The sequence below is a fragment of the Hominilimicola fabiformis genome (assembly GCF_020687385.1).
GTDB classification, from domain to species: Bacteria; Bacillota; Clostridia; order UBA1381; family UBA1381; genus Hominilimicola; species Hominilimicola fabiformis.
Genome location: NZ_JAJEQM010000015.1, coordinates 62,236 through 88,631 on the forward strand (window position 1 = coordinate 62,236; position 26,396 = coordinate 88,631).

Genomic DNA, 26,396 nt, shown 5'->3' on the forward strand with positions numbered 1-26,396 from the left:
TTAATAAAGTGTTTTTTAAGAGTTTTTATGTTTTTTTCTTAATTATTGCAATTCATCAAGGCTTTTAAACGTATATCCCTCATTTTTTGCGTAATTTATTATATCTTCCAAAGCATTTGCATTGTCGGAGGACACTGCGTGAAGAAGTAAAACAGCACCGTCATGCAGATACGGCGTAACTTGATTAAACGCATAGTCCGCCCCCTGCTGCATATTTATGTCCCAATCCTTGTACGCAAAGCTCCACAGAATTGTCCTGTATCCCATATCTTTTGCAACAGCAAGCACTCGTTCACTGTATTCCCCCTCCGGCGGACGCATATACTTCATACTCACGCCGTACATTTCCTCACACATTTTATTCAAATCGGAAAGTTCTTTTTGTTCCGTTTCGACGCTCTGTTTCGGTAAATTCGGGTGGTTTACGGTATGGTTTCCGACAATGTGACCGTCATCAATCATTCTATGCACCAATTCCTGTTGATTTTCAAGATACGGACCTGTCACAAAAAATGCCGCAGGCGTTGAAGTCTGCTCCAAAACGTCCAAAATCTTTGACGTGTAGCCGTTTTCATAACCCTCGTCAAATGTCAGATAAAGTGTTTTCGGTGCATTTTCATCTATATAATAGCAATCGTATTTTCTAAGCACTTCCTTTTGTGAATTAGGTATTTCGGGCGGTGCGCCTTTCTTGCGTACAAATCCCCAACCAATCCCCTCATTATTCATTTGGTCATATGACACATTCACCTGTTGTACGTCATTACTGACCGTATCGGCTGTATTAGATGAACAACCGCTCATCAAAATTGTCGTGCAAAAAATTACCAAAATCACTTTTTTCATTGTTTATCATACCCTTTCTTTATTTATTTTTATTCTTTAATAATATTGTTAATAATATTGTTGAATTTTATTGTAAATTGGTATATAATAATGATATATCAGCTTTTTAGGGGGATTTTAATTATGTCTAATGCAACCGAATTTGAAATGAGACGTCGTGAACGCCGCAGACGTGAACGTCTTAGAAAAAAACGTATACGTGCGGCTATTATTTTTATAGTTCTTATAGCAATTATTATTGTTGTCGCAGTTGCCGTTTCGATGAAAAAAGGTAACAACGAGCAACAAAATACAAATAATGTATCAGTCGAAGCAACAGAAAATCCCGAAAATGTCGTTCCGACCGTAGAGCCGGTACAAACAAATACATTAAATATTCCTCCCGCAACGGAAGAAAACGACCTGCTTCAAATCGTTAAAGATTCAGTACAGGAAAAGCGTTGTTATCTTACATTCGATGACGGTCCTACAGAAAATATAACTCCGCAAATTCTTGATACTTTGAGAAAATACAATATTAAAGCCACGTTCTTTGAAGTCGGTTCACTTATCGACTCAAACTTTGATATGGCAAGACGTGTATACGAAGAAGGACATCTTATAGCAAACCACTCTGATGGACATAACTATGAGAAATTATATGCGTCAACAGACACATTTATTAATGAAGTAAACGCTTGTTTCCAAAAAATTGACGCAGTTACAGGCGGCGCTCAAACAATGCGACTTGTACGTTTTCCTGGCGGCAGCTATAAATCAAGTGCAGACAGTTTTTCGCCTGTAAAGCAAGAATGTAAAAAAGTACTAAAAGAAAACGGTTACTATTATTGTGACTGGAACGCGCTAAATGGTGACGCAGAGGGTAAAAAGAAAGATGCACAAGGTCTTTTGGATTACCTAAAGTCAAATATGCCGGAAGGTCAAAATGTTGTCATTCTTATGCACGATGCCGCCGCTAAACAAGCTACGGCTGACGCTTTGCCAATGATTATCGAATATTTGATTTCAGAGGGATATACATTCCACAGACTTGACGATATTAATTATCAAGCCGCCGTCACAACAATCGCCCCTGAAAGCGGTGAAACAGCCACAACAACTACTTCAACCGATACAACAAATACAGCAAGCACAACAAATCCAACAAATACAACAAACCCAACAAGTACAACAAATCCAACAGCCGACACAGCAAACGCACAAAACAGCAATACACAATCGGCAACAGACAAACCTGTACAGGCACAAAATGCCCAAAACATAACCCCTGCCCCTGCACAATCGGGTACAGCAATTATAATTCAATAAACAGTCTTATATTATAGACTTACAGAGAGGAAAACATATGAAAAAATTTATATTAGCTGTTTGGGTGATGTTATGCACTATGCCTTCCACATTTGCATACGCAGCCGATTTGCCCTCTGAAAAAGGTATCGAAAGAATAAAATGGGCAATAATGAGTTGCGGTCATATGCCTAAAATAATGATTATAGGTCTTAGTATAACCGTCGCAATAATCTTGGTCACCGTTATAATCGGCATTATGTACAGCAGGAGGGAAACAAATGAATAATTCACGTCAAAGCGATATTCCCGGCTATCTTTACGCTTTGGACGGAATGAGAGCAATATCACTTATTTTTATAGTAATATTTCACACATTCCAGCAAAGTTGGATTTTTTATAATTTAAAAATAAGTCCTGACAAGTATTTGTTTAATTTTGAAATATTTCAACGTTACGGCTATGTAGCCATAGATTCTTTCTTCGTGTTGAGTGGATTTTGTCTTTTCTATCCTATCGCACGAAGTATGTTTGGTGAATGTGAGTTCAGAGGTTGGAAGAATTTCTTTATAAAGCGTGCAAGAAGAATTTATCCTTCATATGTCATAATGCTTATTCTGACTATTCTAATTCCGAGTTTTTCATATATAGGCGGAATGTATGATCCCAAAAGTTTTACGAATGTTGCTCACAATGTTATAATGCATTTGCTTTTCATTCATAACTTTGATTCGCATACTATCGGAACAACCATTTCTACCGCTTGGACAATGAGTATTGAAGTTCAGTTTTATGTTCTGTTTCCGCTTATATGTATTCCGTTCCGCAAGAAACCTGTTCTTACAACAGTCGTTATGTCTTTAGTGGCTGTATTGCTGAGATTTATACTTATGGCAAATGCAAACATATCACAGCCTATAATGTCGGCAATCACACCTATTTATTTTGACGTATTTGCTTTCGGAATGATTTCCGCATATTTCGTGGTATATGTAAGAAACAAAGTAAAATGTATAGATAAACTCAAATTGTGCATGACAATTATATCCGCTTTGAGTATTTTCTCTGCTTTCGGATATATGTGCTGGCTTAGAAAGATTTCATTCCCGAACGGAGTTGCGGGCGATGTGTATTTTCGCTTTTTGTACAGAGGAATATTCTCTGTATTAATAGCACTTTTCCTTTTCACCGCTTGTTTCTCATACGGTTTTTGGGAAAAGAAAATATGGGGAAATAAATTTTTCGTTTTCCTTTCATCAATATCATATACGGTGTACCTATGGCACCAGAATGTATTTATATTCCTAAAAAATCACAACATACCTTACAGCACACAAAATCCCGTAATGAACGACAGAGCCGCAATGGACGGATTAACCTTAATTTGTTGGACCGTTTCAATATTAGCGGGAATAATCATAACCAACTACATAGAAAAACCAATCGTAAAATACGGCTTAAAAAACAGTATTTTAAAATTATTGGAGCTTATACATCTAAGACCCCCTCAAAAAAACACAGTCCGCTCCAAAGAGTGAATAAAGTACATAACTAAAAAAACACACAGTCCTATGAAAACAGACTGTGTGTTTTTAATTAAAATCCTATTCTTTTTCTGTTTTTAATCAATATCGGTACAATAATCGCCGATGCAACCATACTCATACACCACTGTATCGGTGATGAAATAAGCGATACAAGTGCGGTTTCATATCCCATAAGCGGAATTTCCGCAGCAAAGTAACCGCCTGTAACAATCACAAGTGCAACGATACCGCCGATTATAAAATACTTTATATCAACGTGTCCGTAAACGATTTTACCGATTGCAAATCCCATAATACCTTTAATAATAAATGTCGGTATACAGAATATCGGATAACCAGAAATAAAATCTGCCAAGCTATGTCCTATCGCTCCGACAATCGCACCGGGTATAGGTCCGAGTATCATTGCAGCCACATAAATTATGCAGTCGCCGAAATGCACATATCCGCCGCCTATCGGCACTTTCGGCACGATAGTAAGTACGCACGCCAATGCCGTAAGCATTGCCACTCTAACAAATTGTTTAGTATTCATCGTATTCCCCTTCTGTAAGTTCCGTCACTGTTTTATCTTCAAGTGATTTCTTTACATTTATAATTCTTTGATTTTCAGACCCTCTGAATTTCAATTTCAAATTTTTCTTTTCCGCCACAAATGCACCGTCAACAAGCACGTCAATATACTTTAAAATATCTTCACATTCTCCGACAAGCTCTTCAAAAGCAAAACCACTGTAACACCATACGGTTTTATTCGGAAAATGTTCCTTTATTGTTTTTAATATATATTGTACCGCCATGCGATTTTCCTTTTCAAAAGGCTCACCGCCGAGCAGGCTGAAACCTTTTATATACTCCTTATCCATTGCGGTTATAATTTCGTTCATTGTATCGTCCGTGAACTCATTGCCATAACAAAAATCCCACGTTTCACTGTTAAAACAGTCCTTACAGTGACGTCTGCAACCGCTGACAAAAAGCGATACTCTCACGCCTGTTCCGTTTGCAATGTCAGTTTTCTTTATATTCCCATAATACATAATTAATTTCCACAGCATTTCTGCCCACAAATAGTAATTAAAAACCTTAACTGCTCTTGCTTGTGGGCTGACAAGGCGTTAAGTGGAAATTATGTCCATGTGCGTTCGCCATAGGCGAAAATCGCACGGACAATTAAATCAAATAACGTGATTTTTCACGTTATTTTCCCTTATTACAAATGCAAAACTCTGCTCTTAATCTCTTTCGTCTTTCCCGTATTCCAAAAATTTTCGCCGAGATAACCGCAAGTACGTCTTGTAACATTCAATTTACTGTGGTCTTTATTATGACATTGCGGACATTCCCATTCCATATTGTCATTAATCATAATCTCACCGTCAAAGCCACACTCTTGGCAATAGTCCGATTTTGTATTAAATTCGCCGTACTGAATGTTATCATAAATATACTTCACGAGTGTTTCAAGTGCAGGCAGGTTATTCTGCATATTCGGTATTTCCACATAAGAAATCGCACCGCCGAGCGAAATATTTTGGAATTCGCTTTCAATATCGAATTTATCAAAAGCATTGATTTTCTCTCTGACGTCAACGTGGTAAGAATTTGTATAATAACCCTTATCGGTAACATTCTTAATCGGTCCGAATTTCTCATAATCAATTTTAGCAAAACGATAGCATAACGTTTCCGCAGGTGTGCCGTAAAGACTGAAACCCAATCCTGTTTCCTCTTTCCACTTTTCCGCCGCGTCACGCATATGATACATTACTTTAAGTGCAAATTCTTTACCCTTACCGCTTGTTTGGCTTTCGCCGGTCATAAGGTAAGTAAGTTCATAAAGACCGATATATCCGAGCGACAACGTAGAATACCCATTGTGCAAGTATTTATCAATCGTTTCACCTTTTTTCAAACGTGCTATAGCACCGTATTGCCAGTGAATAGGGCTTACGTCAGACACAACCCCCTCCAATGCTTTATGACGGCACATAAGCGCCTCATAGCAAAGTTCCAAACGTTCGTCAAACAGTTTCCAAAACTTTTCTTCATCGCCCTTAGCCACAAGTCCGATTTGCGGAAGATTTATACTTACAACACCTTGATTAAATCTTCCCTCCCACTTGTACTCACCGTTTTCGTCTTTCCAAGGTGAAAGGAACGAGCGACAGCCCATACAGCTGAACACGTTACCCTCATAATTTTCACGCATTTTCTTTGCTGAAATATAGTCGGGATACATTCTTTTAGCGGAACATTTAACCGCAAGTTTCGTAACGTAATCGTATTTACCGCCCTTTAGACAGTTGTTTTCATCAAGCACATATATAAGTTTTGGGAATGCAGGTGTAACATATACACCCTGTTCATTCTTAATACCGTCAAGTCTTTGACGAAGAATTTCTTCTATAATTCTTACGTTTTCGTCAACGTATTCGTTATTTTCGTCAATATATAGGAACAAAGTCACAAACGGCGACTGTCCGTTCGTTGTCATAAGCGTGTTAATCTGATATTGAATAGTCTGTACACCCGATCTTAATTCATCATCGACACGCATTTCAACTATTTTCTCAATATCTTCCCGACTTAACGTATCCTTGAATTTTTCCTGTGTTTCAGCCATAAACTTGTCGCGGCTCTTTCTTAAATATTTTCCCAAATGTGCCACATTTACGGACTGTCCGCCATACTGATTACTTGCAACCGCCGCAATAATCTGCGTTGTGACGGTACAGGCAACCTGAAAGCTCTTAGGCGATTCAATCATTTTACCGTTCATAACAGTACCGTTGTCAAGCATATCCTTGATATTTATAAGACAGCAGTTAAAAATCGGCTGTATAAAATAATCCGCGTCATGAAAATGAAGTATGCCGTTTTGATGTGCCATTGTGATATGCTCCGGCAACAGCATACGTCTTGTGAGGTCACGCGACACTTCACCTGCTATATAGTCACGCTGTGTAGACGCGTGAACAGTATTCTTATTTGAATTTTCCTCCGCAAGCTCCTTGTTTTCGTTTCTGATTAGCTTTAGGATTGATTCATCTGTTGTATTCGACTTTCTCAAAAGACTGCGTTGGTATCTGTATATCATATACTTTTTCGCAAGTACATACTTGTTGTGTGCAACAAGCGTCTTTTCGATTATATCTTGTATCGTTTCAACGGGAATTACTTCCTTGTCTGTTTTTTCAACGTTTCCTATCGCCTCTTCTATCAAGTCGTCACTGACTTTTTGCGAATTGTCCACCTCAACATTCGCTTTTTTAATGGCGGCTGTTATCTTGTCAGCATTGTATTCAACAATTCTACCGTCACGCTTCTGTACTTTCACTTTCATAACCCCTTCTCTGTATAAAACACTATATACAGTATTATCGCTCAAAAAAAATATGCAGAAAGCACGTCTTTATGCGTGTTTTATGCAAATCTCAAATACTATGTAACCACTATATTTTGTGTCCTTGATATTTTTGTATATCTATATCTTGTATTATATTATAGCACAGTTGGATTATAAATGCAATACATTTTATTTTACAAATTGAATACAATATAAAAAAGCAAGCACAATTTTTATGCTTGCTTATCAATATATTGTATTTATATAAAATAATCCGGAATAAAAGTTTCCCTCATATCAATGTAACCCTTAAAATCTTTCTGACGCTTGCCGTCTATTGTAAACCTTACGTTCACAATCCCGTCAAGTCCTGTAAGTGAATTGACGATTGAATACACCGTAAGCAGTTCCAAATCACGACCGTCGGGGTGCTTGTCCGCCAATTCCTGCTTTATATCCACATACGCAATCCTATCAAGCACTTTCACCTTTATACCGTGTTTGACGTTCGGAATAATTCGCCTTATTTTCGGATTGTCGTCATATCCCTCAACAAGCTCGTCCACTACTCTTTGTGCCATTTTCTGCGTACTCATCTGCGGTATTTGAGTTTTTACTGGAATCAATCTGAGCATTTGTGCGTCAACGTAATACAGCTTTACCTCTGCTGTTTCCGTATGTGTATTCTGCGATATAACCACAGTACCAAAGCCGATTGCAAGTATTAATAAAAATATAAAGTGTCTTATAAGCGTGTTCTTCTTTAATGTAACTATCTGCAAAACAAAAAACCTCCATACACTGACTTATATACAGTATATGAAGGTTCAATGATTTTTATTACATATTTTTACTTTGTTCCAATGCTATTGCAAGCTGGTCAGGACAAGACGTACCGCGTCCGTTACAGTTTGTACCCTTTAATCTCGAAATAACATCGTCAATATTCATACCCTCAACAAGAGCGCTTATACCTTGCGTATTACCGTTACAACCTCTTGTGAAGTGTACATTTCTGACAACTCCGTCTTCTACCTCAAAATCTATCTGTACAGAACAGACACCCTTAGGCTGATATGAAAACTTAGCCATTATATCCACCTCCAAAATTTTATATTTATCTACATTCTGATTATACAACATTTATTGCTTTTTTTCAAGCATATCTATTGACTATACACCCATTTTTTTATATAATAATATACAGAAATAAATTTAGGAGGAAGTTCAAATGAAATTATTTGTAGATACTGCCAATGTAGATGAAATCAGACAGGCAAATGATATGGGCGTCATCTGCGGTGTTACAACAAATCCGTCTCTTATCGCAAAAGAGGGCAGAGATTTTGTTGAAGTTGTTAAGGAAATCACAACTATTGTAGACGGTCCTATCAGTGCCGAAGTTATTTCCCTTGAGGCTGATAAAATGGTTGAAGAGGCTAAACCTCTTGCAGCTATCAACAAGAACATTGTTATAAAAATTCCTATGTGTGCAGAAGGTCTAAAGGCTGTTAAAAAACTTACAGCTCTTGGTATCAAGACTAACGTAACTCTTATCTTCTCATCCGCACAGGCACTTCTTGCCGCAAGAGCAGGCGCTACATATGTAAGTCCATTCCTTGGCAGACTTGACGACATCGGTACAAACGGTATGATTCTTATTGAAGAAATCGCTGATATTTTCAAAATTCACGAAATCCCAACAGAAATTATCGCCGCAAGTATCAGAAATCCTATCCACGTTATCGACGCTGCAAGAGCAGGTTGTGACATCGCAACAGTTCCTTATAAGGTAATTGCTCAAATGCTTCACCACCCACTTACAGACAAGGGTATCGAAAGATTTTTAAAAGACTGGGAAACAGTTCCGAAGAACTAATATGATTAAATGACACAAAACACCTCTTGAAATTCAAGAGGTGTTTTTAATTGTATTTATTCATAATCAATTCGTTCAATCTTAAAAATAACAGGTCTTGTACCATCCGAACAACAGGTAATCATCACATTTTCATCTTTCATCCAACCAGCCATTACAGAGCCGCCTTGCAATCCGGTATAAATATAACGTGAAATAGCGTCCCACGCTTCAGAACAGAACGGCAATTTCGGACCACCAGCCACAGTATCGGCATTACCGTTAGTTTTCACCAACGTATTCAGTCCGAGATGCCAAAAGTCGTCTCTGTCACCGTCGCGATAAAAAACAAATTCATCACCGACATTGTAGCACGGACAGACTCCCGAATTCGGATCTGCACAGTATTTCTGCTGTAATTCGGGATATAATTTTTTATCCAACACTGTTACTTTCACTTTATGTTTCATAGCAGTTTCCTCCGTATATTACACTTCCACAGCTATTGCACTGTAATTATCATTGTTTTCTTTTTCGTTTTCGTGCAGGCTTTCGAGCATTTTTTCAAGCCATTCTTTCGGTGATTTAGTTTTTGCGAATGATTTTTCTATATCATCTTCATAAACATATTCCCAAAAACCATCTGTACAAAGTACAAAAGCGTCACCTTTTTTCAAGTCAATCACTTCCGACACATCAAAATTCAAATCATCAATGTCACTTATCGATGACAACAATTTATTTTGATTAGGGCTTGTACGTATTTCATCAAATGTAATTATCCCCTCTTTAAAATCTCTGAATGCGATAGAATGGTCGTCCGTAATCTGCGAAATTCTCTTTTTTGATATGTAGTAAAGACGGCTGTCGCCGGAATGTGCCCACACGGCTTTTTCACCGTCAGTTACCAATGCAACAATCGTACTCGACATATTCGATTTTGTACTCTCTCGTTCCTCACCCAAAACAGACGCCGCCTTTTCGATATATCTGTATAACGCCTTACCCGAAAGTTCAGGTGCTTTTTTAAACGATTTACAAACCGTTTCACACACAATCTCCGACGCAACCTCGCCGAAGCTCTGTCCGCCCAATCCGTCGCACACGACAAAGCACCACAACTTATCCGAATTTGCGTAACCTACATAATCTTCATTGTTTTTACGACCGCCTCTGTTTGTCAGTGACACTGCTCTCATAAATTTTTACCCCACATTTATTGATTTCCGTTTTCTTCTGCACTGTTTTCAAAATCAGCTGTATTTTCTGAATTTTCAGCATTATCTGTATTTTCCGTATTACCGTTATCAATGCCTTTCAAAGAATTGATTTCCTCCTGCATAGTGAGCTGTCCCTGCAAAGCCTCATCAAACATAGCTTTTGTCTGACGGTTTGAAACAATAAGCACTATATTCATAACGCATTGAACCAATATTACAGCAGTCAAAATCAATGCCAGCCATACAAGCCCTTTTTCACGACCGCTTTTTACACGTTTATAATCCATCTGTATCACTCCTGATTTTTATACTCTGCAAGAAAGCGTGAAAACTTTCCGACGCATTTTTCGTTAAATCTCACTCCGAGAGAAGTAAGTTTCATAAGCAAATCCGCACTGATTTTTTCTTCATATTCGACCTCAACTTCATAATCCGTTTTATCGAAATATGTCGTTTTATCAAGGCACAATTCTGATCCGTTATGCACAAGGCTGTTTCTTATCGTTACGGCACAGCCCATTTTATAAAGTTCGCCCACATCCTCGCCTGTTATCTCTTTTGCAAGTTCGGCATTTATAATATCAGGTACTTCTTCCGTTTCAAATTCATTTTCTTCGCAAATCTGCAAAGGGCTGTTTTCGTTTTTGTGAAGTTTCACCTGTATTTTCGCCACTTCACCTACAACTCTTATTCTTACCATTATACGTTTTTCTCTAAGTATACCCGCTTTATCGGTATAATAATAATTCGTCTGTTCTCTGACCTTTTCCCATGTAAAAGCGTTTAAAATACTCTCATACAGGTCTTTGTCTATCATACTTTTTATCTCTGTTTCCGTCATTTCTGCTCCTTTATATAAACTGATTTCTTTCTTCACTGTATTTGTACCCAATCAGTGACAGTTTATCCTCAATAGTTTTTCTTTCAAGCTCCATATCGTCACACATATCGTCAAGATTTGAATAAAAATCACGAAGTTTTGTGTTGACAAAGCTAAGCAATATAGCAGGATCGTTCGGTATCATATTATCCCTCCAAGTGATCTCTTATAAGTGTTTTTATTTCGTTTTTGCCCTTATGGATTTCATATTTCATTGCCGGTATAACTGTTTTTGAATATCTGATATTTGTGTTCGGTGATGATTCGATTATACAGCCCTCGCCGCCCGTTTCCGTAAGGACTTCACAGAATTGAAAATCATTCCTCGCTTGTGCAATAAACGAATCCTTTGTTTTAATGTTGTCCTTATCTCTTGATGCAACCGCAAAACCTGCGTCATACGCAACGCAATCATATTCCGAATTAATTTCGTGACTTCTCGTATGACCGAACGTTGTCGGAGTTATAACGGTTTTAACGTCAAATCCCTTAAACGGTGACCATTCTATTACAACTCTGTCATTTTCGACATTGTATGACTTCAAATGTCTGCGTACCAACACCGCACCGTCAACAACAAACGTAAGCATACTGTCGCAAGCCGCCTCATCAATGCTTATATTACTTCTCATAACATTAAATCCAAAATGAGCGCTGTATGCAAATTTCAAATATTTCGGCACAATCTGACCGCACGCAAAATCAGTAATTGTTCCTGCCGGATATGCAACACTCTTGCCGTTTCGTCTTGATACAAGCATATCTGCCTCTTTTATAAGTTTAAGTTCGTCAAGTTTAGGCATTTCTTCAATATCGCAAGACCAAAATTCATGGTCATCAGACAACATAAGGAATATATATGCTTTAAGTCCCCAATAAGGTGAGCCGTGTGCATTATAATGCTCTGCCATAAGAAGATTTGAATAATCGTATCCGACAGATAAAATTCCGCTTGTATCGAATATATTTTTTGAAAGCCAATTTTCAATGTTTCTTATTAATATTCCTTTCATAACACCAAGCGAAAACGGTCTTATACCCGCCAGAATACAAGCGCCCCAAAACGCCGCTTGTGCAAAACGATATGTGAGTGAACGACCGTAAGGAAGTGCTTCGCCGTCCTCGTCAAACCAATATATGAACGTTTTTGCAAATTCCGTTGCACGTTCCTTGTATATATCGGAACGCTCCTTGTCGTCGTCCTCCATTGCAACGGCATAAATCAATCCGTAAAAATGGAATGCAAAACCAATGTAATAATCCTTTTGTCCATGCAGTCCGTCTATGTACCAGCCGTTGCCAAGATAGAATTCATCTATCCTTGCAATATCTTTGTCCAACTGTTCTTGACTGTATTTTCTGCCGACCTTTTTCAAAGCAACGTTGACAAGCACTCTGAAAAATGTCCAGTTGCTGTCACAAACTTCCTTGTCATTTATAGAATAAAGCCATTTTTCAAAGTTGTTTTTCGCAGTGGATTTAAGCGGCTCCCATACCTTTTCCGGTGCAAAAATCAAACCGTATGCAAATGCAGCCATTTCAACAAAACGTTGGTCTTTATCATGGCAATCGCCCCAGTAACCGTCATTTTTTTTATCCGCACCGCTTGTTATACCGGTTATATATAACTTTTCAAACGTTTCATTTTCACCGCCGCCTGCCCAAAACGGCACAAGTCCCCATAGCGGACGTGCAAAAGCCTCAACGTCCGCCGAAAGATTTTCATACCACGCACTGTGTCTTGCATACTGTACCTTTCCGCCGTTGTAATACTTTTCTATAGGCGATATTATATCCGATAACTGTTGTCTGAAATATTCTTTTGTATACATAAAGCCACCTCTGTCACTTTGAATTATCTTAATATTTTTATTATAGCATTTATTTACCAAAAAGTAAATAAGATAATTGTAAACCTTTGTTTAATTTTTAGGTTGACAATTAAACTTTTATAATATATAATTATCTCAGTTTTTAAGTTAGAAAGGAAATTTTCAAATGAAGAAGAAATTTACAACAAGAGATTTAATTTTGTGTGCATTGTTCACTGCTCTTTCGGCAATCGGAGCGTTTATAAGAATTCCGGTTCCGCTTGTGCCTTTTACTTTGCAAATAACATTTACAACATTGGCAGGTCTTTTGCTCGGTTCTAAAAAGGGTGCAATAAGCGTTGCGGTATACGTGCTTATGGGACTTATCGGAATACCTGTGTTTACACAAGGCGGAGGTTTCAGCTATGTGCTAAAACCAAGTTTCGGCTTTTTGGTAGCATTCATTATAGGAGCATTCGTAACAGGACTTATTGTCGAAAAGAAACAAAATCCGTCATTCTTGAGAATAATCGGCGCAAGCTTTGCCGGTATGGCATTCGTATACGTTTTGGGTGCGATTTATTTCTATATTATATGTAACTTTGTTATTAATGCACCTGTCAGCATCGGTAAAACAGTTATGTCGTGTTTCGTGCTTGTCGCTCCGGGTAATATCGCCCTTGCAATCCTTGCAGCACTTGTCGCAAAAAGAATTATACCGATTTTAAATCGTCAAAACCAGTCAACTGTTCCCCAACCTAAGACTGTATGATAAAAAAACACTGTGCTTTGTCACAGTGTTTTTTTTGATTACTCATAGTATAAAAAAAATACACCCACATCAATATTTCATTGATGTGGGTGTACATATTAATGGTTGCGGAGACTGGACTTGAACCAGCGACCTTCGGGTTATGAGTTATAAGGCTCTTGTTTTGTTATATTATACCAGCTTATAAAACGGCTTAAATACTACACTTTCACATCATATACAATTTATTACATTATACTGTTTTTATTATTTCCCAAGTTTTTAGGGGGAAATTTTAGGGGAAAAATCAAAAGGAATTAAGGGGAATTTAAAGAAACAAAAACACTTATTTTTTATATCTATTACACATAAGTGACTGACGTGTAATGAAACCAACTTTTTCTTGTGCATATAATTGTAGGAACTAAATCGAATGTATTACACACAATACAGGGTTATGTGTAATAATATTAAAGACTTTTTCCAGCGGCGGAATACCCTTTTTTAAAAGCGACTATACATAAATGTCTAACGTATAATGAAAAGCCTTTTTTTTGTGCATATATTTGTAGGGATTAGACCGTTCGCATTATACACAATAGCACATTATGTATAATAGGCGTCAAAGTCTTTTTTTTATTCTATCACGAACGGCTTACACTCTGCCACCGATTACCTTACAACGCATACAAAGGCATAAAAAAATAATCAGACTATGCCCCATATAGCAAGGCTTATCAAGAAAAAAATTAAAAATATTTATTACATACAAAGGGTGTAGGGGGTACTAAAATTGTCTAACTATACTATGCCATAGACCGTAGCCATAACCTTACGCATATGCACGCAAGTTTTGGCAAGGGGGTTAGACTGTTAAATTTTACATTTTTAAAGATTAAATTTACTTCTTACAGATTTTCACCGTCAACGGAAAAACCATCGACGGAAAAACCGTCAACGGAAAAACCATCGACGGAAAAACCATCGACGGAAAAACCATCGACGGAAAAACCGTCAACGGAAAAACCATCGACGGAAAAACCATCGACGGAAAAACCGTCAACGGAAAAACCGATAACGGAAAAACCGATAACGGAAAAACCGATAACGGAAAAACCGTCAACGGAAAAACCGATAACGGAAAAACCGATAACGGAAAAACCGTCAACAAATAATACCGACAAAAGCCACCTTGTGCGGCGGAATATCCAACCTTTCCGCCGCTGGTTGTAACTTTACCCTAAAGCGACTATAAAAGCAGATTTAAGGCATTTTAACCTTATCAGTAATACCTTATATGGCTGATACTGATTTTATATCTATTTGCAGAATAAAAAAGTCGTTTTTTCCAACAAATGAGCGACTATAATGTATTTTGTTGCCTTGTCACATTCAAGCCATACGTTTACTTGATTAGGGCGGTATGCCGCCGCAATGTGTACAAGTGCCTTTTGTCTGTTCCCTTTGGGTATAAAAAAGCACTGTACACCGCATTTAAAATATGCTATAATGATTTTAGATTAAAGATTATATTTAATCTCCTGTAGTGTTGGGAGTGACTGGGCGGTTGTTCTGACTTACGGGGAAAGGAACAAAATATAATGAGTGAAAGCACTTTGGTATTAATCATTTTGTTTTTGCTTGTATATGTGATAAAAAAATAAAGCCGCCCATTCGCACATAATGGACGGCTTTAGGGTAGATATTTCATCTACGTTTTAAAACTTAAATTATAATAGAATGACCGTTAAGTCACTCCTTTATCTACTTGTATTTTATCAAAAAATATATGTATTGTCAAGATAAAAATGTGATGCCATAAAAGCCACCTGTGCGGCGGAATATCCAACCTTTCCGCCGCTGGTTGTAAGATTTTATTATACACCCTTAAAACGACCGTAAAGGCTGATTAAAGGCATTTTAACCTTATCAGTAATATTTTATATGGCTGATACTGGTGTCATATCTATTTGCAGAATAAAAAAAGCCGCTTTATGCGGCGGAATACTCAACCTTTCCGCCGCCATAAGCGGTATTTTTATTATATATTTATGCCGTATGTAAGTTATCGCCGTTGTTGTTTTCGCTTTCGGTGTTGTCTTGCGTTGTGTTGTTACTTTCAAGTGTTCGCTCGTTAAGGGACTTGTCTAAAATTGTTAGAATGTTAGACAAGTCAAATATCAAATTGTCTAATATTCTAAATAAGGATGTGGCTCTTTCGTATACGTGCCACACAAAAACTTGTTGCTCGTGTTCTGTTTTAAATCTTGGTGAAAAAAATTCGTTTCTGATTTCTTGCGATAAACACATTATGTCTATTGCCATATCTGCCGCTTTACCTATTTCGTCCACTACTTCTATATCTTTAATTAAATTATCCATTTTAAAAACTCCTTTACTACTTGACTTTTCTTATTGCGTATAGTATAATTATCCTAATCCTTTTAGGACGGTGGTATTGCCTTGTATGAGTTGGTAACTTGTACAAGGCTTTTTTATTGCTAACAGCAATGCAACCGCCGCCCATAGACTATATAGCTTGTATAATGTCCTCTAATCTCTTTAAGAGTGGCTTTATATAAAAAGCCTTACACATTATCAAAGCCGCCTTATGCGGCGGAATACTCAACATTTCCGCCGCTCATAAACATTTTATATATCTATGTGTATTTTCCCTAAAATACTTCTTACACCTTTGTAAACCGACCATTTAAAATGTTCTTTCTTGTCTATCTGTAAGTATAATTTTCTAAGTTTTTTATATGTTTCTAAATGACGGTTTGAATACTTGCTTATATCACCAAATCTATTGCCATAGTATTCAGTTAGCCAATAACGTATATATCCCGGAACTGCATTTTCTCCGTTGAAAAAATACTGAATAATATTATCTTTGGCGGATATAGCACGAACACCATAATTAACCGAATGACCGTTAGAAAAATATTCAAGGTGTTGCACTACATTGTTATATGCACTCTTAATATCGCTTTCATTTTCAAGTTGTACCGCCTTGCAAAAGAAATGTGTAATATTTTCTGCGTCTTGTCCCAATGACGGCAACCATACAAAACCATTATTTTCCATAAAAAAATACCTCCTAAAATCTTGACTTTACAGAGGAAATACACTATAATTTACTTGTGTGATAAATTGTGTGTATTTCCTCTTTTGTTGGCAAATGCACTTGCCTTGTATGAGTTGGTAGCTTGTACAAGGCTTTTTTATTTATGCTAATTGCAATGTTATCACCGCACCATAATTCATATAGCTTGCGTAATGCCCTCTAATCTCTTTAAACATTGCCTTTATGTAAAAGCCTTTGTCTATAAGTGCCGATACCACATAAGCAAGATTACGAGGGATACAACCTAAATTATAGTTATCCGAGCCGTTCACCGACACAATAACATTTACTGCGTTGTTATCGTGTAAGTTTGCCTTGTCACGTTCAAGCCATACCTTTACTTGATTAGGGCGGTATGCCGCCGCAATGCGTGCAAGTGCCTTTTGTCTGTTTCCTTTGGTTACTCCAGCTACTTTACTTTCGATAGCCTTACCTTTTATCAGCTCCCAAGCCTTTTTAAAGGCGGCGGAAAGTGTTAAGCCCATTTTCTTCAACCTGTTTGCCATAGTTGCAACTATGCGGCGGATTGTGTGAATGTTCTTCATTGTGTTTCGCTCCTTTCGTTTTTTTGTGTAGTCAACCTTGACTATGATTATATTATACTATATTGTACCACATATATCAATATGCAAAATCACTAAATATGTACCCAATATATTGTACAAAATGTATATTGCACCCTATATAATAACGTGATATAATAAAATTGCAATTAAGAGATTAATTGTAGGTGATAAAGAAATTTATGTGACCTTGATATATTGGAGCGGCGGCGGCTCTGTTTCGGAAGGGAAATATTATGAGTGAAACCACAATACAACTTGTATTGATTTTGCTTATTGTATGGATATTAAAGAAATAACCGCCCTACTGACATAAGGCGGTTATTTGGGTAGAAATTGAATTTCTACAAAAAAATAATAAAATCTTATTAATGCAGAAACGGACTGTTTACCGCTCCTTTTATATCTAAACTATACCACATATAAACAACAAAGTCAAGTAGAAAATAGGTGAAATTATGACAGTTTCAAAGGCTCAACAAAAGGCAACCGCTAAATATATAAAAAATAATTATGATGAGATGAAAATAAGAATAAAAAAAGGTGCAAAGCAACTTATACAAACCGCCGCACAAGAACAAAATGAAAGTGTAAACGCATATATAAAAAAAGCTATACAATCAAGATATACGGCTGATACTGGCGATAATATCGAATTATAGCATAAAAGCCGCCTTGTGCGGCGGAATACTCAACCTTTCCGCCGCCGCAAGCGGCTTTTTCTTTTACATATATTTAAAACGCGCAAAAACACATTTAAAAATCATTCAAATATCAAGCAATATAGGTACTTACCTTTTTAATAAAAACGTCTTTTATGCGCAATTATGTGCTAATTCGCACATAAAACATATATAAACCGTTATATTATACACATATAACAATAAAAAAGTTAAAATAAAACGCTCATTTTCTCAATCTCATTTCTTGCGTGTTCATCTGTTGTATGTGCGTACCTGTTAAGGGTGGTTTGAATGTCTGCGTGTCCTAACAAGGTGCTTAAAGTCTTTATATCCATACCGCTTTCAACCGCTCTTGTAGCGAATGTATGCCGCAATGCGTGAAAATTCACACCGTCAAGCTTTACCGCCGCCGTAAAGCCTTTAAATATCTTCTGTATCTGTCTTGGCTCAACATATCCGCCAAGCTCATTACATACAACATAACACTTTTTATCATATGCACTCCCAGCAAGCAACTTTTCAGCCGTAATATTTTTATAATGTTTCTTCAATTCCGAAATTAAAGCCATTTGCATAGGTATCACCCTATCAGATTTACGGCTTTTGGGCGGTGTAATTTTTATTTCTGTACCTTTTCCGTCTTTCTTTTGTACCCTCATAAGGGTTTTATTTACCGTTATAACTCCTCTTTCAAAATCAATGTCATTCCACGTTAAAGCAGAGATTTCACCCTCTCTCATACCAGTACATAAGGCAATAAATACAATAACTTTAAAGCGACTGTCAGAAGTTTTGACATACTCCAGTAATCGCCGTTGTTCCTCTCTTGTCAATACACGCATTTCCTTTTTTTCAGCCTTTGGAAGTGCAATATATTCCGCTGGATTGCGGTGTATTATATCACTTATAATAGCTTGCTTAAATGCCGTTACTAACATTGTTTTCATATTCTTTAAAGTTTTCACACTTAAAGGCTTTTTTGTTCTTGGGTTAATTTCCGCCGCCTTTTTATTAAAAAAGTCTTGCAACATATCAAGGCTTAATATTTGCAAACGAAGTCCGCCTATTGCTGGTGTTATATGGTTTTCTATTATCCCCTTGTAACTGATGTATGTTGATTGTGTTAAGCTGGTGTCTTTATACGTTTTAAGCCACCTGTCAAGCCATTGTGCAACTGTTATCTTTGTAGGCTCAATAAATGTATTTGCATTAATTTCATTTTGAACTTTTACAAGTCGTTCCTCTACTTCTTCATATGTCTTTGCATAAATTTCACCGTATGTCATACGTCCGTTTCTGTCTATTCCTTTTTCGTAACGTCCTCGCCAGTATTCATACTTACCCTTATGGCATTTCGATATATTTAACCCTTTTCTCGGCATATTAATCACCCCATTAATTCATCAGCAGACTTTACCAAATTCAAATATTTTTCTTTTAACCTTTTCGCTATACTGTCGATATACTTTTCTATTTCCAACTCTCTCAACTCACAAGCATTAAATCTATTCATCGGAAATAACATATTGAGTATAGTTGTACGTTGCTCTATATCCATATCAAAAATATCTGATAATTTCTTATCGCATATATCAGACCAATCAATATCAATAGTCGGTTTCTTTTCTTTCTTGTCATTTATTAAATTTACAAATCTAAGAAAATCACCGCCACATATAACAGTATCTATAACTTCCGCCGCCGCATTATTGGTTTCTTTTAAGGATTGTTCTAATATTGTTAATGAAAAATCATTCAAACCTGTAACCTTGCTTATATCTATATTTTCTTTATCTTTTGCGTTTATTAAGCCAAGCAAATAATCAGTTGAAACACCAAAATATTTTGAAACCGAGATAATAAAATCACTATCTGGTTTTCTTTGCTCATTTTCATAAAATGAAATAGACATACTTGACACGTTTAAAATCTTTGCCAATTCTTGCTGAGTTAGTCCCTCTGACGTTCTTAACTCCTTTAGCCTTTTACCAATCATAAACATACCGCTCCTAAATTTAAGTTATAAGTATATAATACATAAAAAAATATAAATAGTCAATAACAAGATAAAACAAATGTTATTATTTATATTAAAACATAACTTTTGTATTGACAACATAATAAAATGTGATATAATGTATTATAATAATAGTTTATTATTTTTTTTATTAAACAAAAGATATTACAAAGGAAGTGAAAACAATGCAAGAACAAGTTATTAAAACCAAAACAAATTACACCAATGCGAATGATTTACCACTTTGTCTAAAAGTTTCCGACATTGCGGCGGTTATGAGTATCAGTCCTGTTACTGCGTATAACCTTGTAAAGACAGAGGGTTTTCCTCGCATAAAATTAGGTAGACGTATAGTAATACCGAAAGACGCTTTCTTCAACTGGTTACATAACCAAACACAAACAACACTATAACAAAAAGGACTTGCGGCGGCGGAAATGTTGAATATGCCGCCGCACTATATTTAAGATTGGAGTGATTTAAAATGAAAAAAACAAAACCAACACCAACATATTATGCAATTATTCCAGCACCAGTGAGATATGATAACACGCTGACTGACAAAGCAAAGATATTATACGGTGAGCTTACCACTTGTTCAAATATTTACGGATATTGCACTGTTGACAATAAATATCTTTCCGAAGTATGCGAAATAAGTAACAGACGTGTAGAGCAGTGTTTAAACCTCTTAGAAACAAAGGGATATATAGCGATTGACACCACCGAAAACCACAGACACCTTTATTTATTGGTGGCTTAGTATAATAACATACCATTCTAAAGGGAGTAATTTAAAATGAATACAAACAATAATAAACCGAATAACTTTTCAGTTGTTCCAGCGGCGGTATTACTTAATGATACAATAACAGACAAAGCAAAAATACTGTATAGTGAAATATCTGCTTTGTGCAACAAAAAAGGTTGTTGCTGGGCAACTAATGATTATTTTGAAAAATTATACGAATGTTCAAAGATTACTGTTATTAGGGCAATTAACGCTTTAAAAGAAAATGGCTATATAAAAGTTATCCGAAAGAATAGACAACGAATAATACAGTTAGCCGCCCTAAAAGAAAAAGGCTCTACATTTTCGGTTATTCCAGCGGCGGTGAGATATGATAACAAGCTGACAGACAAAGCAAAGATATTATACGGCACTATAACCGCATATTGTGACAAAAAAGGGTATTGCTGGGCAACTAATAAAGATTTTACGGAGCAATATAAATGCACAACCAAGCAAATTATAAGATTGATAAAATCACTTGAAAACAACAAGCATTTAAAAATTGAACGTACAAGCAACAACCGAAAGATATATATTAACAACTTAGATAAGCGGACAAAAATGTCCGCCCCCCCGGAAGAAAACTTCCGCCCCCCGGACAAAAATGTCACGGAGGAGGGACATTTTTGCAACTTTTGGAGGGACATTTTTGATACCCATAATAATATAAAGAATAACATAAATAATAATAATGGTTTTGCCAACGTCAAAACGGTGTGTTTCTCTGATGAAAAAATTGAAATTTACGACATCACCGAAAAAATCATAGACTTGTATTTTGACATTTACGAAGAATACAAACTCAACCGACACCCAGCGTTGACCGCTGAAAATAAACTAAAGGTACAAACAAAGCTAAGTGCTTTTATTGATGAATACGATTGGGGGAACGGTTTCGACAGCGACTTAGAACTCTGGGAAAATATGATAATTGCCTTTTTTAACAATGTTACATCAGACGGTAATATTAACCTTTTTTCAGAAGAAAGCATTTTGCAATTTCGTTATCTTGAAATCAGCGGCAACCGTTTAGACTACTAAACACGCTTTTAATACCACTATTGCAAAGCCAGCGGCGGTAAGGAATTTTCAAGGGCGGAAGTTTTCTTCCACCGAAAACGTCTTTAAACACTGTCTACAAAATCAAATGTTTTCCGATACATCAAAATTACATACAAACCACCGCTTGAAAACGTGTATTTTATCCACAAATATAAAATATATGTTTTCATAGACACATTACAACTAAAGGGAGTTAATTAATATGATATTTGCATATACAAGAATATCCACAACAAAGAAAACGCAAAAGCACGACCGACAACAACTTACAATACAGACTTACGCAGACGAAAACAACTTTATTGTAAATGAATGGATAAGCGAAACCATAAGCGGCACAGTGGCGGCGGAAAACCGTCCTTTATACGGTAATATGTTCAAGCACTTTAAAAGCGGTGATATATTAATAATCACTGATATAGACAGAATAGGACGTTCCGCAGATGATGTTATAAGCGAATTAAAAAAGCTAAAGTCTATCGGTGTAAGAGTAGTTGCTCTTGATGTTCCCTATATGAACGACTGGAACAACACTAATAACGACAGTATGTACAATATGATAATTGATATAGTTATAACCTTAAAGGCTCATATGGCACAACAAGAACGCGAAAAGATAGTAACAAGAATTAATCAAGGACTTGCGGCGGCAAAGGAAAAAGGACATAGCTTAGGCAGACCGAAAGCAGATGTACCGACAGACTTCATCAGAGAATACAATAAATTGATAAATGGCGAATACGGAAGTATGTCAAAAGTGCAATTTGCAAAAATGCTTGATATGGGGCGAAGTACAGTATATAAATATATCACTATGCTAAACGATAAAGCTACATCACAAACATTTTAAAACACAAAAAACACCTTAAAAATACACCTTAGAAAAAATCCTTAGAGGGGAAATTTTAGGGGAAATTTAAGAAAAAAAGATAAAACAAAAACCAGTGTACTTGCCACAAACGGCTTAAACACTGGTTTTTTTAATGGTTGCGGAGACTGGACTTGAACCAGCGACCTTCGGGTTATGAGCCCGACGAGCTACCAACTGCTCTACCCCGCGATATTTAACTTAGCGCCTCTCTCAGAGTGCTATAATAGTATAGCACACCCTAACTTATTTGTCAAGTGTTTTTTTATAATTTTTACATTTTTATTTTTTAAACCTCAATACTATTGTTTTTATCCGTGATTTAGTATATAATGTAAGTATTATTTCAAAGGAGAGATGATTAATTTGGAGCGTTTTCTTTCAAATTTGCGTGTACGTCTTGAAGAACATATTTCGCCGAATATGATGCGTGTAATACGTCCTTTTATGACGGTGCAATTTGTTATATTTATGCTTTTGGGCATTGTGAACACTGCCGTATCAGTCGGCACAGCCACATTACTTGACATTCTTCACAATGCTTTTCTTGCACCGGACAACCCACTGCGATTAATCGCCGAACACTCACGTTCCAACTTTATATTCGGATATATAGTCAGCATAATAACATCATTCTTTTTAAACTGTCACTTTACGTTTCACCAACGACCGACACTTAAAAAGTTTCTCAAATTTCCGATAAGCTATATACCGAATTTCATATTTCAATACCTAATGGTATTCATTTTTACGGCTTTAAACTTAAATTCGACGCTTGCATACATTTGTGCGGCGATACTCGGCACACCGCTTACGTTTGCGGCAATGAAACTGATGGTATTCAGACGAAGAAAATCAACTACTTGAGGTGATATAAATGCTTTCACACATATATTCCTGCGGACTTTCGGGTATAGACGGATTTTCCGTATGCGTAGAAACGGATATTTCAAACGGTTTACCCGCATTTGATATAGTAGGCTTACCCGACGCCGCCGTTAAAGAGGCAAAAGAACGCATACGTTCTGCCATTAAAAACACAGGCTTTCGTTTTCCCGCAAAGCACATTGTCATAAATCTTGCCCCCGCCTCCAAGCGTAAAGAGGGTTCGGGATACGATTTACCTATGGCACTTTCTATTATATGCGCCACGGAGCAGATTTATGCACCGGACTTAAGCAAATGTGCGTTTTTCGGCGAACTTTCGCTTGACGGTACCGTACAACCGATAAACGGCATACTTCCTATGGTTATTTCGGCGTACAAAAGCGGTTTTACCGATATGTTTGTACCAACCGAAAATGCGGACGAGGCAGCAGTCATTGAAGGTGTAAACATATATCCCGTATCATCTTTGAAAGCATTATGCGATCATTTTTGTGACATACAGAAAATTAATGTACATAAAATTGACCTTACCAATTATTTTGCGTCAAGCGCTTCAAATGTACTTGATTTTTGCGACGTAAAAGGTCAGGAAAACGTCAAGCGTGCGCTTGAAATTGCCGCCGCCGGCAATCACAACGTACTTCTTATAGGCAGTCCCGGAACAGGTAAAACAATGCTTGCACAACGTATGCCGAGCATACTTCCCGACCTTTCGTTTGACGAAGCTTTGGAAGTCACAAAAATACATTCAATCGCCGGACTTTTACCGAAAGACCAACCGCTTATTTTAAACAGACCTTTCAGAAGTCCGCACCACACGATTTCATCTGCAGGTTTGTCGGGCGGAGGTTCAACTCCAAAACCGGGTGAGCTTTCCCTCGCACACAACGGCATACTTTTCCTTGATGAATTACCTGAATTCAGACGTGATTCGCTTGAAGTTTTGCGTCAGCCGTTAGAGGACGGAAACGTCACAATTTCAAGAGTAAACGCAACTCTCACCTACCCTTGCAACATTATGCTTATAGCAAGTATGAACCCTTGCAAATGCGGTTATTTCGGTGACAGTCGCAGACAATGTACCTGTACTCCGACACAGGTTAATCGTTATCGCAGTCGAATATCGGGTCCGTTGCTTGACAGAATTGACATTCAAGTTGAAGTATCGAATGTTGATTATGACGATTTAAGCTCGACCGAAAACAGTGAAACAAGTGCCGAAATAAAAAAACGTGTAAACAAAACACGCAAACTGCAACTTGAAAGATATAAAGATTACAATATCTACTCAAATTCACAGCTTGACGCAGGTATGCTTAAAAAATTCTGTCCGCTCGGCGAAGAAGAAAATGCAATTTTACGTGCCGCATTCGACAATCTCGGTTTGAGTGCAAGAGCACACAGCCGTATTTTGAAAGTCGCTCGTACCATTGCCGACCTTGAAGGCTCGGAAAACATAAAAAGTGAACACATAGCTGAGGCAATACAATACAGAAGTCTTGACCGCAAATATTTTGAATAGCCAAAACTCAGTAAATGATTAATCATTCACTGTGCCGGAATGTCAGCAAATTGTCCGTAACATGTATAATATTATTTTTATTATAATTTACAGCTATAAAAAAATAACAGGCAAGCCTATCTTAGATATACGGCTTGCCTGTACACTTTTATCTATACGCTGACGCAGTAAACCCTAATTGTTTACTGCGTTTTTTATTGTTCTTCAGGATATTTCAGTCCCCACTCATTACGAATATCGGTCATAATTTCCATAACGTCTTTTGTATACTCCCTAAGCATACAACCGCTTCGCTTTGAAATCTCCTCCTCCATATCCTCCATTTCATACTGCAACGCTCTTTCGGTTTCACCCTCACAGATTTCTTTTCGCTCGCCTGTTTCGGTGCAGACAATCGTCGCCTTACACGCTCTCGGATATTCCATAATCTCGATATATCCCTTATCACCGCATATAACACATCTTTTCGGTTGTTTTGTGTGAAGCGACAATGAAATAACAGTCATTTGTCCCTCTTTGTTCGTCATAACAATTCCCGACATTTCATCAACACCGCTCGGTGCAAATTTTACCGTTGAAATTACATTGTCAGGCTTTGACTTCAAAAAACATCTTGCAAGCGAAATTGCATAAACACCAATATCAAGCATTGCTCCGCCTGCCAAATTCATATTGAAAAATCTGTTTTTCATATCATAGTCCTTGTAACTTCCGAAATTCGCCTGTATCATACTCACGTCACCGATTTCACCGTCCGCAACAAGTTTCATAAGTTTTTTGTATAGCGGCATATGATAAATCGTCATTGCCTCGGCAAGTACAAGATTTTTCCCGTCAGCCTTTTTTAAAGCCTTTTCCAATTCAATGCTGTTTAATGTTATCGACTTTTCACACAAAATATGCTTTCCGTTTTCAAGTGCTTTCATAATAAAATCAATATGCGTGTTATGAGGTGACGTTATATAAATAACGTCCACATTGTCGTCATAAAACATATCGTTCATATCATCATACACCTTTTCAATTCCGTACTTGTTTGCAAAATCAACGGCTTTGCTGTGCGTTCTGTTACCTACGGCATAAAGTTTGCGTCCAACATCTTGCATTGCCTGCGCCATCTGATTTGCCACAACTCCCGTACCAAGTACCGCCCAATTTAATTTATTCATTTCAACCGCCTCCTCCGATATAATTTTATTATACTGATTTCACAGATAAATTTCAATAAAAAAAGAGGTATTTCTTATTTTGATGTGACCCCCAAAAGTTAGACTTTTTATAGCGTAGTAGTTTTAACGACTGCTACGCTATTTTTATGCAGCCA

At 37.0% G+C, this 26,396-nt stretch carries 31 protein-coding genes and 1 tRNA gene; 12 read left to right on the forward strand and 20 right to left on the reverse strand.

Annotation, left to right across the window (positions count from 1 at the left end):
- Nucleotides 1-42: 42 nt before the first annotated feature.
- Complete coding sequence (locus tag LKE05_RS10830; protein ID WP_308456868.1) at nucleotides 43-846, reverse strand: polysaccharide deacetylase family protein; 804 nt, start codon at nucleotides 844-846, stop codon at nucleotides 43-45.
- Between the two features lie 123 nt (nucleotides 847-969).
- Between LKE05_RS10830 and LKE05_RS10835 the strand changes: the two genes are divergently transcribed.
- Genes LKE05_RS10835 through LKE05_RS10845 form a run of 3 tightly spaced genes read left to right on the forward strand, consistent with a single transcriptional unit; the run spans nucleotide 970 to nucleotide 3,671 of the window.
- Nucleotides 970-2,154 carry a polysaccharide deacetylase family protein gene (locus LKE05_RS10835; protein WP_308456869.1) on the forward strand — a complete coding sequence of 395 codons (1,185 nt, stop codon included), beginning with the start codon at nucleotides 970-972 and terminating at the stop codon, nucleotides 2,152-2,154.
- 37 nt (nucleotides 2,155-2,191) lie between these two features.
- Entirely contained in the window at nucleotides 2,192-2,422 is a 231-nt protein-coding gene (locus tag LKE05_RS10840; RefSeq protein WP_308456870.1) for a hypothetical protein, read from the forward strand.
- The gene (locus LKE05_RS10845) at nucleotides 2,415-3,671 is read left to right on the forward strand and encodes an acyltransferase family protein (RefSeq protein WP_308456871.1); all 1,257 of its coding nucleotides are present in this window, start codon (nucleotides 2,415-2,417) and stop codon (nucleotides 3,669-3,671) included. Before LKE05_RS10840 ends, LKE05_RS10845 begins: the two co-directional genes overlap by 8 nt.
- Before the next feature lie 58 nt (nucleotides 3,672-3,729).
- Here the strand turns inward: LKE05_RS10845 and LKE05_RS10850 are convergent, their stop codons facing one another.
- From LKE05_RS10850 to LKE05_RS10870, 5 genes are all read right to left on the reverse strand, one after another.
- On the reverse strand, nucleotides 3,730-4,215 hold the full coding sequence (locus LKE05_RS10850) for an ECF transporter S component (RefSeq protein WP_308456872.1): 486 nt from the start codon (nucleotides 4,213-4,215) through the stop codon (nucleotides 3,730-3,732).
- On the reverse strand, nucleotides 4,205-4,738 hold the full coding sequence (gene nrdG, locus LKE05_RS10855; protein ID WP_373367879.1) for an anaerobic ribonucleoside-triphosphate reductase activating protein: 534 nt from the start codon (nucleotides 4,736-4,738) through the stop codon (nucleotides 4,205-4,207). The genes LKE05_RS10850 and nrdG overlap by 11 nt, the downstream gene beginning before the upstream one ends.
- Before the next feature lie 155 nt (nucleotides 4,739-4,893).
- The gene (nrdD, locus tag LKE05_RS10860) at nucleotides 4,894-7,020 is read right to left on the reverse strand and encodes an anaerobic ribonucleoside-triphosphate reductase (protein ID WP_349164608.1); all 2,127 of its coding nucleotides are present in this window, start codon (nucleotides 7,018-7,020) and stop codon (nucleotides 4,894-4,896) included.
- A gap of 269 nt (nucleotides 7,021-7,289) precedes the next feature.
- The gene (locus LKE05_RS10865; RefSeq protein WP_308456874.1) at nucleotides 7,290-7,811 is read right to left on the reverse strand and encodes a GerMN domain-containing protein; all 522 of its coding nucleotides are present in this window, start codon (nucleotides 7,809-7,811) and stop codon (nucleotides 7,290-7,292) included.
- A 58-nt stretch (nucleotides 7,812-7,869) separates the two neighbouring features.
- Nucleotides 7,870-8,121, reverse strand: coding sequence for a TIGR03905 family TSCPD domain-containing protein (locus LKE05_RS10870; protein ID WP_117967088.1), 252 nt, complete (start codon nucleotides 8,119-8,121; stop codon nucleotides 7,870-7,872).
- A gap of 139 nt (nucleotides 8,122-8,260) precedes the next feature.
- On the opposite strand from LKE05_RS10870, the gene fsa reads away from it, so the two are divergent.
- Nucleotides 8,261-8,908, forward strand: coding sequence for a fructose-6-phosphate aldolase (gene fsa, locus LKE05_RS10875; RefSeq protein ID WP_118445719.1), 648 nt, complete (start codon nucleotides 8,261-8,263; stop codon nucleotides 8,906-8,908).
- Between the two features lie 56 nt (nucleotides 8,909-8,964).
- Here fsa and LKE05_RS10880 read toward each other — a convergent pair whose 3' ends face one another.
- Genes LKE05_RS10880 through LKE05_RS10905 form a run of 6 tightly spaced genes read right to left on the reverse strand, consistent with a single transcriptional unit; the run spans nucleotide 8,965 to nucleotide 12,819 of the window.
- Nucleotides 8,965-9,357 carry a TIGR04076 family protein gene (locus LKE05_RS10880; protein ID WP_308456875.1) on the reverse strand — a complete coding sequence of 131 codons (393 nt, stop codon included), beginning with the start codon at nucleotides 9,355-9,357 and terminating at the stop codon, nucleotides 8,965-8,967.
- A gap of 18 nt (nucleotides 9,358-9,375) precedes the next feature.
- A complete protein-coding gene (locus tag LKE05_RS10885; RefSeq protein ID WP_308456876.1) occupies nucleotides 9,376-10,086 on the reverse strand; it encodes a PP2C family protein-serine/threonine phosphatase in 711 nt (236 codons plus the stop codon).
- 17 nt (nucleotides 10,087-10,103) lie between these two features.
- Nucleotides 10,104-10,394: a hypothetical protein gene (locus LKE05_RS10890; protein WP_147515027.1), complete on the reverse strand. Its 291-nt coding sequence runs from the start codon at nucleotides 10,392-10,394 to the stop codon at nucleotides 10,104-10,106.
- 5 nt (nucleotides 10,395-10,399) lie between these two features.
- A complete protein-coding gene (locus LKE05_RS10895) occupies nucleotides 10,400-10,948 on the reverse strand; it encodes a CYTH domain-containing protein (RefSeq protein ID WP_022230652.1) in 549 nt (182 codons plus the stop codon).
- A gap of 10 nt (nucleotides 10,949-10,958) precedes the next feature.
- Nucleotides 10,959-11,132 carry a DUF4250 domain-containing protein gene (locus LKE05_RS10900; RefSeq protein WP_022230653.1) on the reverse strand — a complete coding sequence of 58 codons (174 nt, stop codon included), beginning with the start codon at nucleotides 11,130-11,132 and terminating at the stop codon, nucleotides 10,959-10,961.
- Nucleotide 11,133: 1 nt separating this feature from the next.
- Nucleotides 11,134-12,819 carry a DUF2264 domain-containing protein gene (locus LKE05_RS10905; protein WP_308456877.1) on the reverse strand — a complete coding sequence of 562 codons (1,686 nt, stop codon included), beginning with the start codon at nucleotides 12,817-12,819 and terminating at the stop codon, nucleotides 11,134-11,136.
- Nucleotides 12,820-12,985: 166 nt separating this feature from the next.
- Between LKE05_RS10905 and LKE05_RS10910 the strand changes: the two genes are divergently transcribed.
- Entirely contained in the window at nucleotides 12,986-13,570 is a 585-nt protein-coding gene (locus tag LKE05_RS10910; protein WP_308456878.1) for a biotin transporter BioY, read from the forward strand.
- A gap of 887 nt (nucleotides 13,571-14,457) precedes the next feature.
- Here the strand turns inward: LKE05_RS10910 and LKE05_RS10915 are convergent.
- The 4 genes from LKE05_RS10915 to LKE05_RS10930 all read right to left on the reverse strand — a co-directional run bounded on the left by LKE05_RS10915 (nucleotide 14,458) and on the right by LKE05_RS10930 (nucleotide 17,221).
- Complete coding sequence (locus LKE05_RS10915) at nucleotides 14,458-14,733, reverse strand: hypothetical protein (RefSeq protein WP_308456879.1); 276 nt, start codon at nucleotides 14,731-14,733, stop codon at nucleotides 14,458-14,460.
- A gap of 865 nt (nucleotides 14,734-15,598) precedes the next feature.
- Nucleotides 15,599-15,931, reverse strand: a complete 333-nt coding sequence (locus LKE05_RS10920; protein WP_308456880.1) for a hypothetical protein — start codon at nucleotides 15,929-15,931, stop codon at nucleotides 15,599-15,601.
- 270 nt (nucleotides 15,932-16,201) lie between these two features.
- Nucleotides 16,202-16,636 (reverse strand): hypothetical protein, encoded by a 435-nt coding sequence (locus tag LKE05_RS10925; protein WP_308456881.1) that lies wholly within the window; start codon nucleotides 16,634-16,636, stop codon nucleotides 16,202-16,204.
- 141 nt (nucleotides 16,637-16,777) lie between these two features.
- Nucleotides 16,778-17,221, reverse strand: coding sequence for an HIRAN domain-containing protein (locus LKE05_RS10930; protein WP_308456882.1), 444 nt, complete (start codon nucleotides 17,219-17,221; stop codon nucleotides 16,778-16,780).
- A 476-nt stretch (nucleotides 17,222-17,697) separates the two neighbouring features.
- On the opposite strand from LKE05_RS10930, the gene LKE05_RS10935 reads away from it, so the two are divergent.
- Nucleotides 17,698-17,901 (forward strand): hypothetical protein, encoded by a 204-nt coding sequence (locus LKE05_RS10935; protein ID WP_308456883.1) that lies wholly within the window; start codon nucleotides 17,698-17,700, stop codon nucleotides 17,899-17,901.
- A 230-nt stretch (nucleotides 17,902-18,131) separates the two neighbouring features.
- On the opposite strand, the gene LKE05_RS10940 is transcribed toward LKE05_RS10935, so the two are convergent.
- Nucleotides 18,132-19,304, reverse strand: coding sequence for a tyrosine-type recombinase/integrase (locus LKE05_RS10940; RefSeq protein ID WP_308456884.1), 1,173 nt, complete (start codon nucleotides 19,302-19,304; stop codon nucleotides 18,132-18,134).
- 5 nt (nucleotides 19,305-19,309) lie between these two features.
- Complete coding sequence (locus LKE05_RS10945; protein WP_308456885.1) at nucleotides 19,310-19,918, reverse strand: helix-turn-helix domain-containing protein; 609 nt, start codon at nucleotides 19,916-19,918, stop codon at nucleotides 19,310-19,312.
- Nucleotides 19,919-20,124: 206 nt separating this feature from the next.
- Between LKE05_RS10945 and LKE05_RS10950 the strand changes: the two genes are divergently transcribed.
- The 4 genes from LKE05_RS10950 to LKE05_RS10965 all read left to right on the forward strand — a co-directional run bounded on the left by LKE05_RS10950 (nucleotide 20,125) and on the right by LKE05_RS10965 (nucleotide 22,644).
- Nucleotides 20,125-20,352: a helix-turn-helix domain-containing protein gene (locus LKE05_RS10950; protein ID WP_308456886.1), complete on the forward strand. Its 228-nt coding sequence runs from the start codon at nucleotides 20,125-20,127 to the stop codon at nucleotides 20,350-20,352.
- A 71-nt stretch (nucleotides 20,353-20,423) separates the two neighbouring features.
- Nucleotides 20,424-20,702: a helix-turn-helix domain-containing protein gene (locus LKE05_RS10955; protein WP_308456887.1), complete on the forward strand. Its 279-nt coding sequence runs from the start codon at nucleotides 20,424-20,426 to the stop codon at nucleotides 20,700-20,702.
- 36 nt (nucleotides 20,703-20,738) lie between these two features.
- Nucleotides 20,739-21,773: a helix-turn-helix domain-containing protein gene (locus tag LKE05_RS10960; protein WP_308456888.1), complete on the forward strand. Its 1,035-nt coding sequence runs from the start codon at nucleotides 20,739-20,741 to the stop codon at nucleotides 21,771-21,773.
- A gap of 223 nt (nucleotides 21,774-21,996) precedes the next feature.
- Entirely contained in the window at nucleotides 21,997-22,644 is a 648-nt protein-coding gene (locus tag LKE05_RS10965; protein ID WP_308456889.1) for a recombinase family protein, read from the forward strand.
- A 134-nt stretch (nucleotides 22,645-22,778) separates the two neighbouring features.
- On the opposite strand, the gene LKE05_RS10970 is transcribed toward LKE05_RS10965, so the two are convergent.
- Nucleotides 22,779-22,854: transfer RNA gene (locus LKE05_RS10970), tRNA-Met, on the reverse strand.
- Between the two features lie 165 nt (nucleotides 22,855-23,019).
- Here LKE05_RS10970 and LKE05_RS10975 point away from each other — a divergent pair.
- Nucleotides 23,020-23,529: a GtrA family protein gene (locus LKE05_RS10975; protein WP_308456890.1), complete on the forward strand. Its 510-nt coding sequence runs from the start codon at nucleotides 23,020-23,022 to the stop codon at nucleotides 23,527-23,529.
- Between the two features lie 10 nt (nucleotides 23,530-23,539).
- The gene (locus LKE05_RS10980) at nucleotides 23,540-25,072 is read left to right on the forward strand and encodes a YifB family Mg chelatase-like AAA ATPase (RefSeq protein ID WP_308456891.1); all 1,533 of its coding nucleotides are present in this window, start codon (nucleotides 23,540-23,542) and stop codon (nucleotides 25,070-25,072) included.
- Between the two features lie 194 nt (nucleotides 25,073-25,266).
- Here LKE05_RS10980 and LKE05_RS10985 read toward each other — a convergent pair whose 3' ends face one another.
- Entirely contained in the window at nucleotides 25,267-26,241 is a 975-nt protein-coding gene (locus LKE05_RS10985) for a Gfo/Idh/MocA family protein (protein ID WP_308456892.1), read from the reverse strand.
- Nucleotides 26,242-26,396 lie beyond the last annotated feature (155 nt).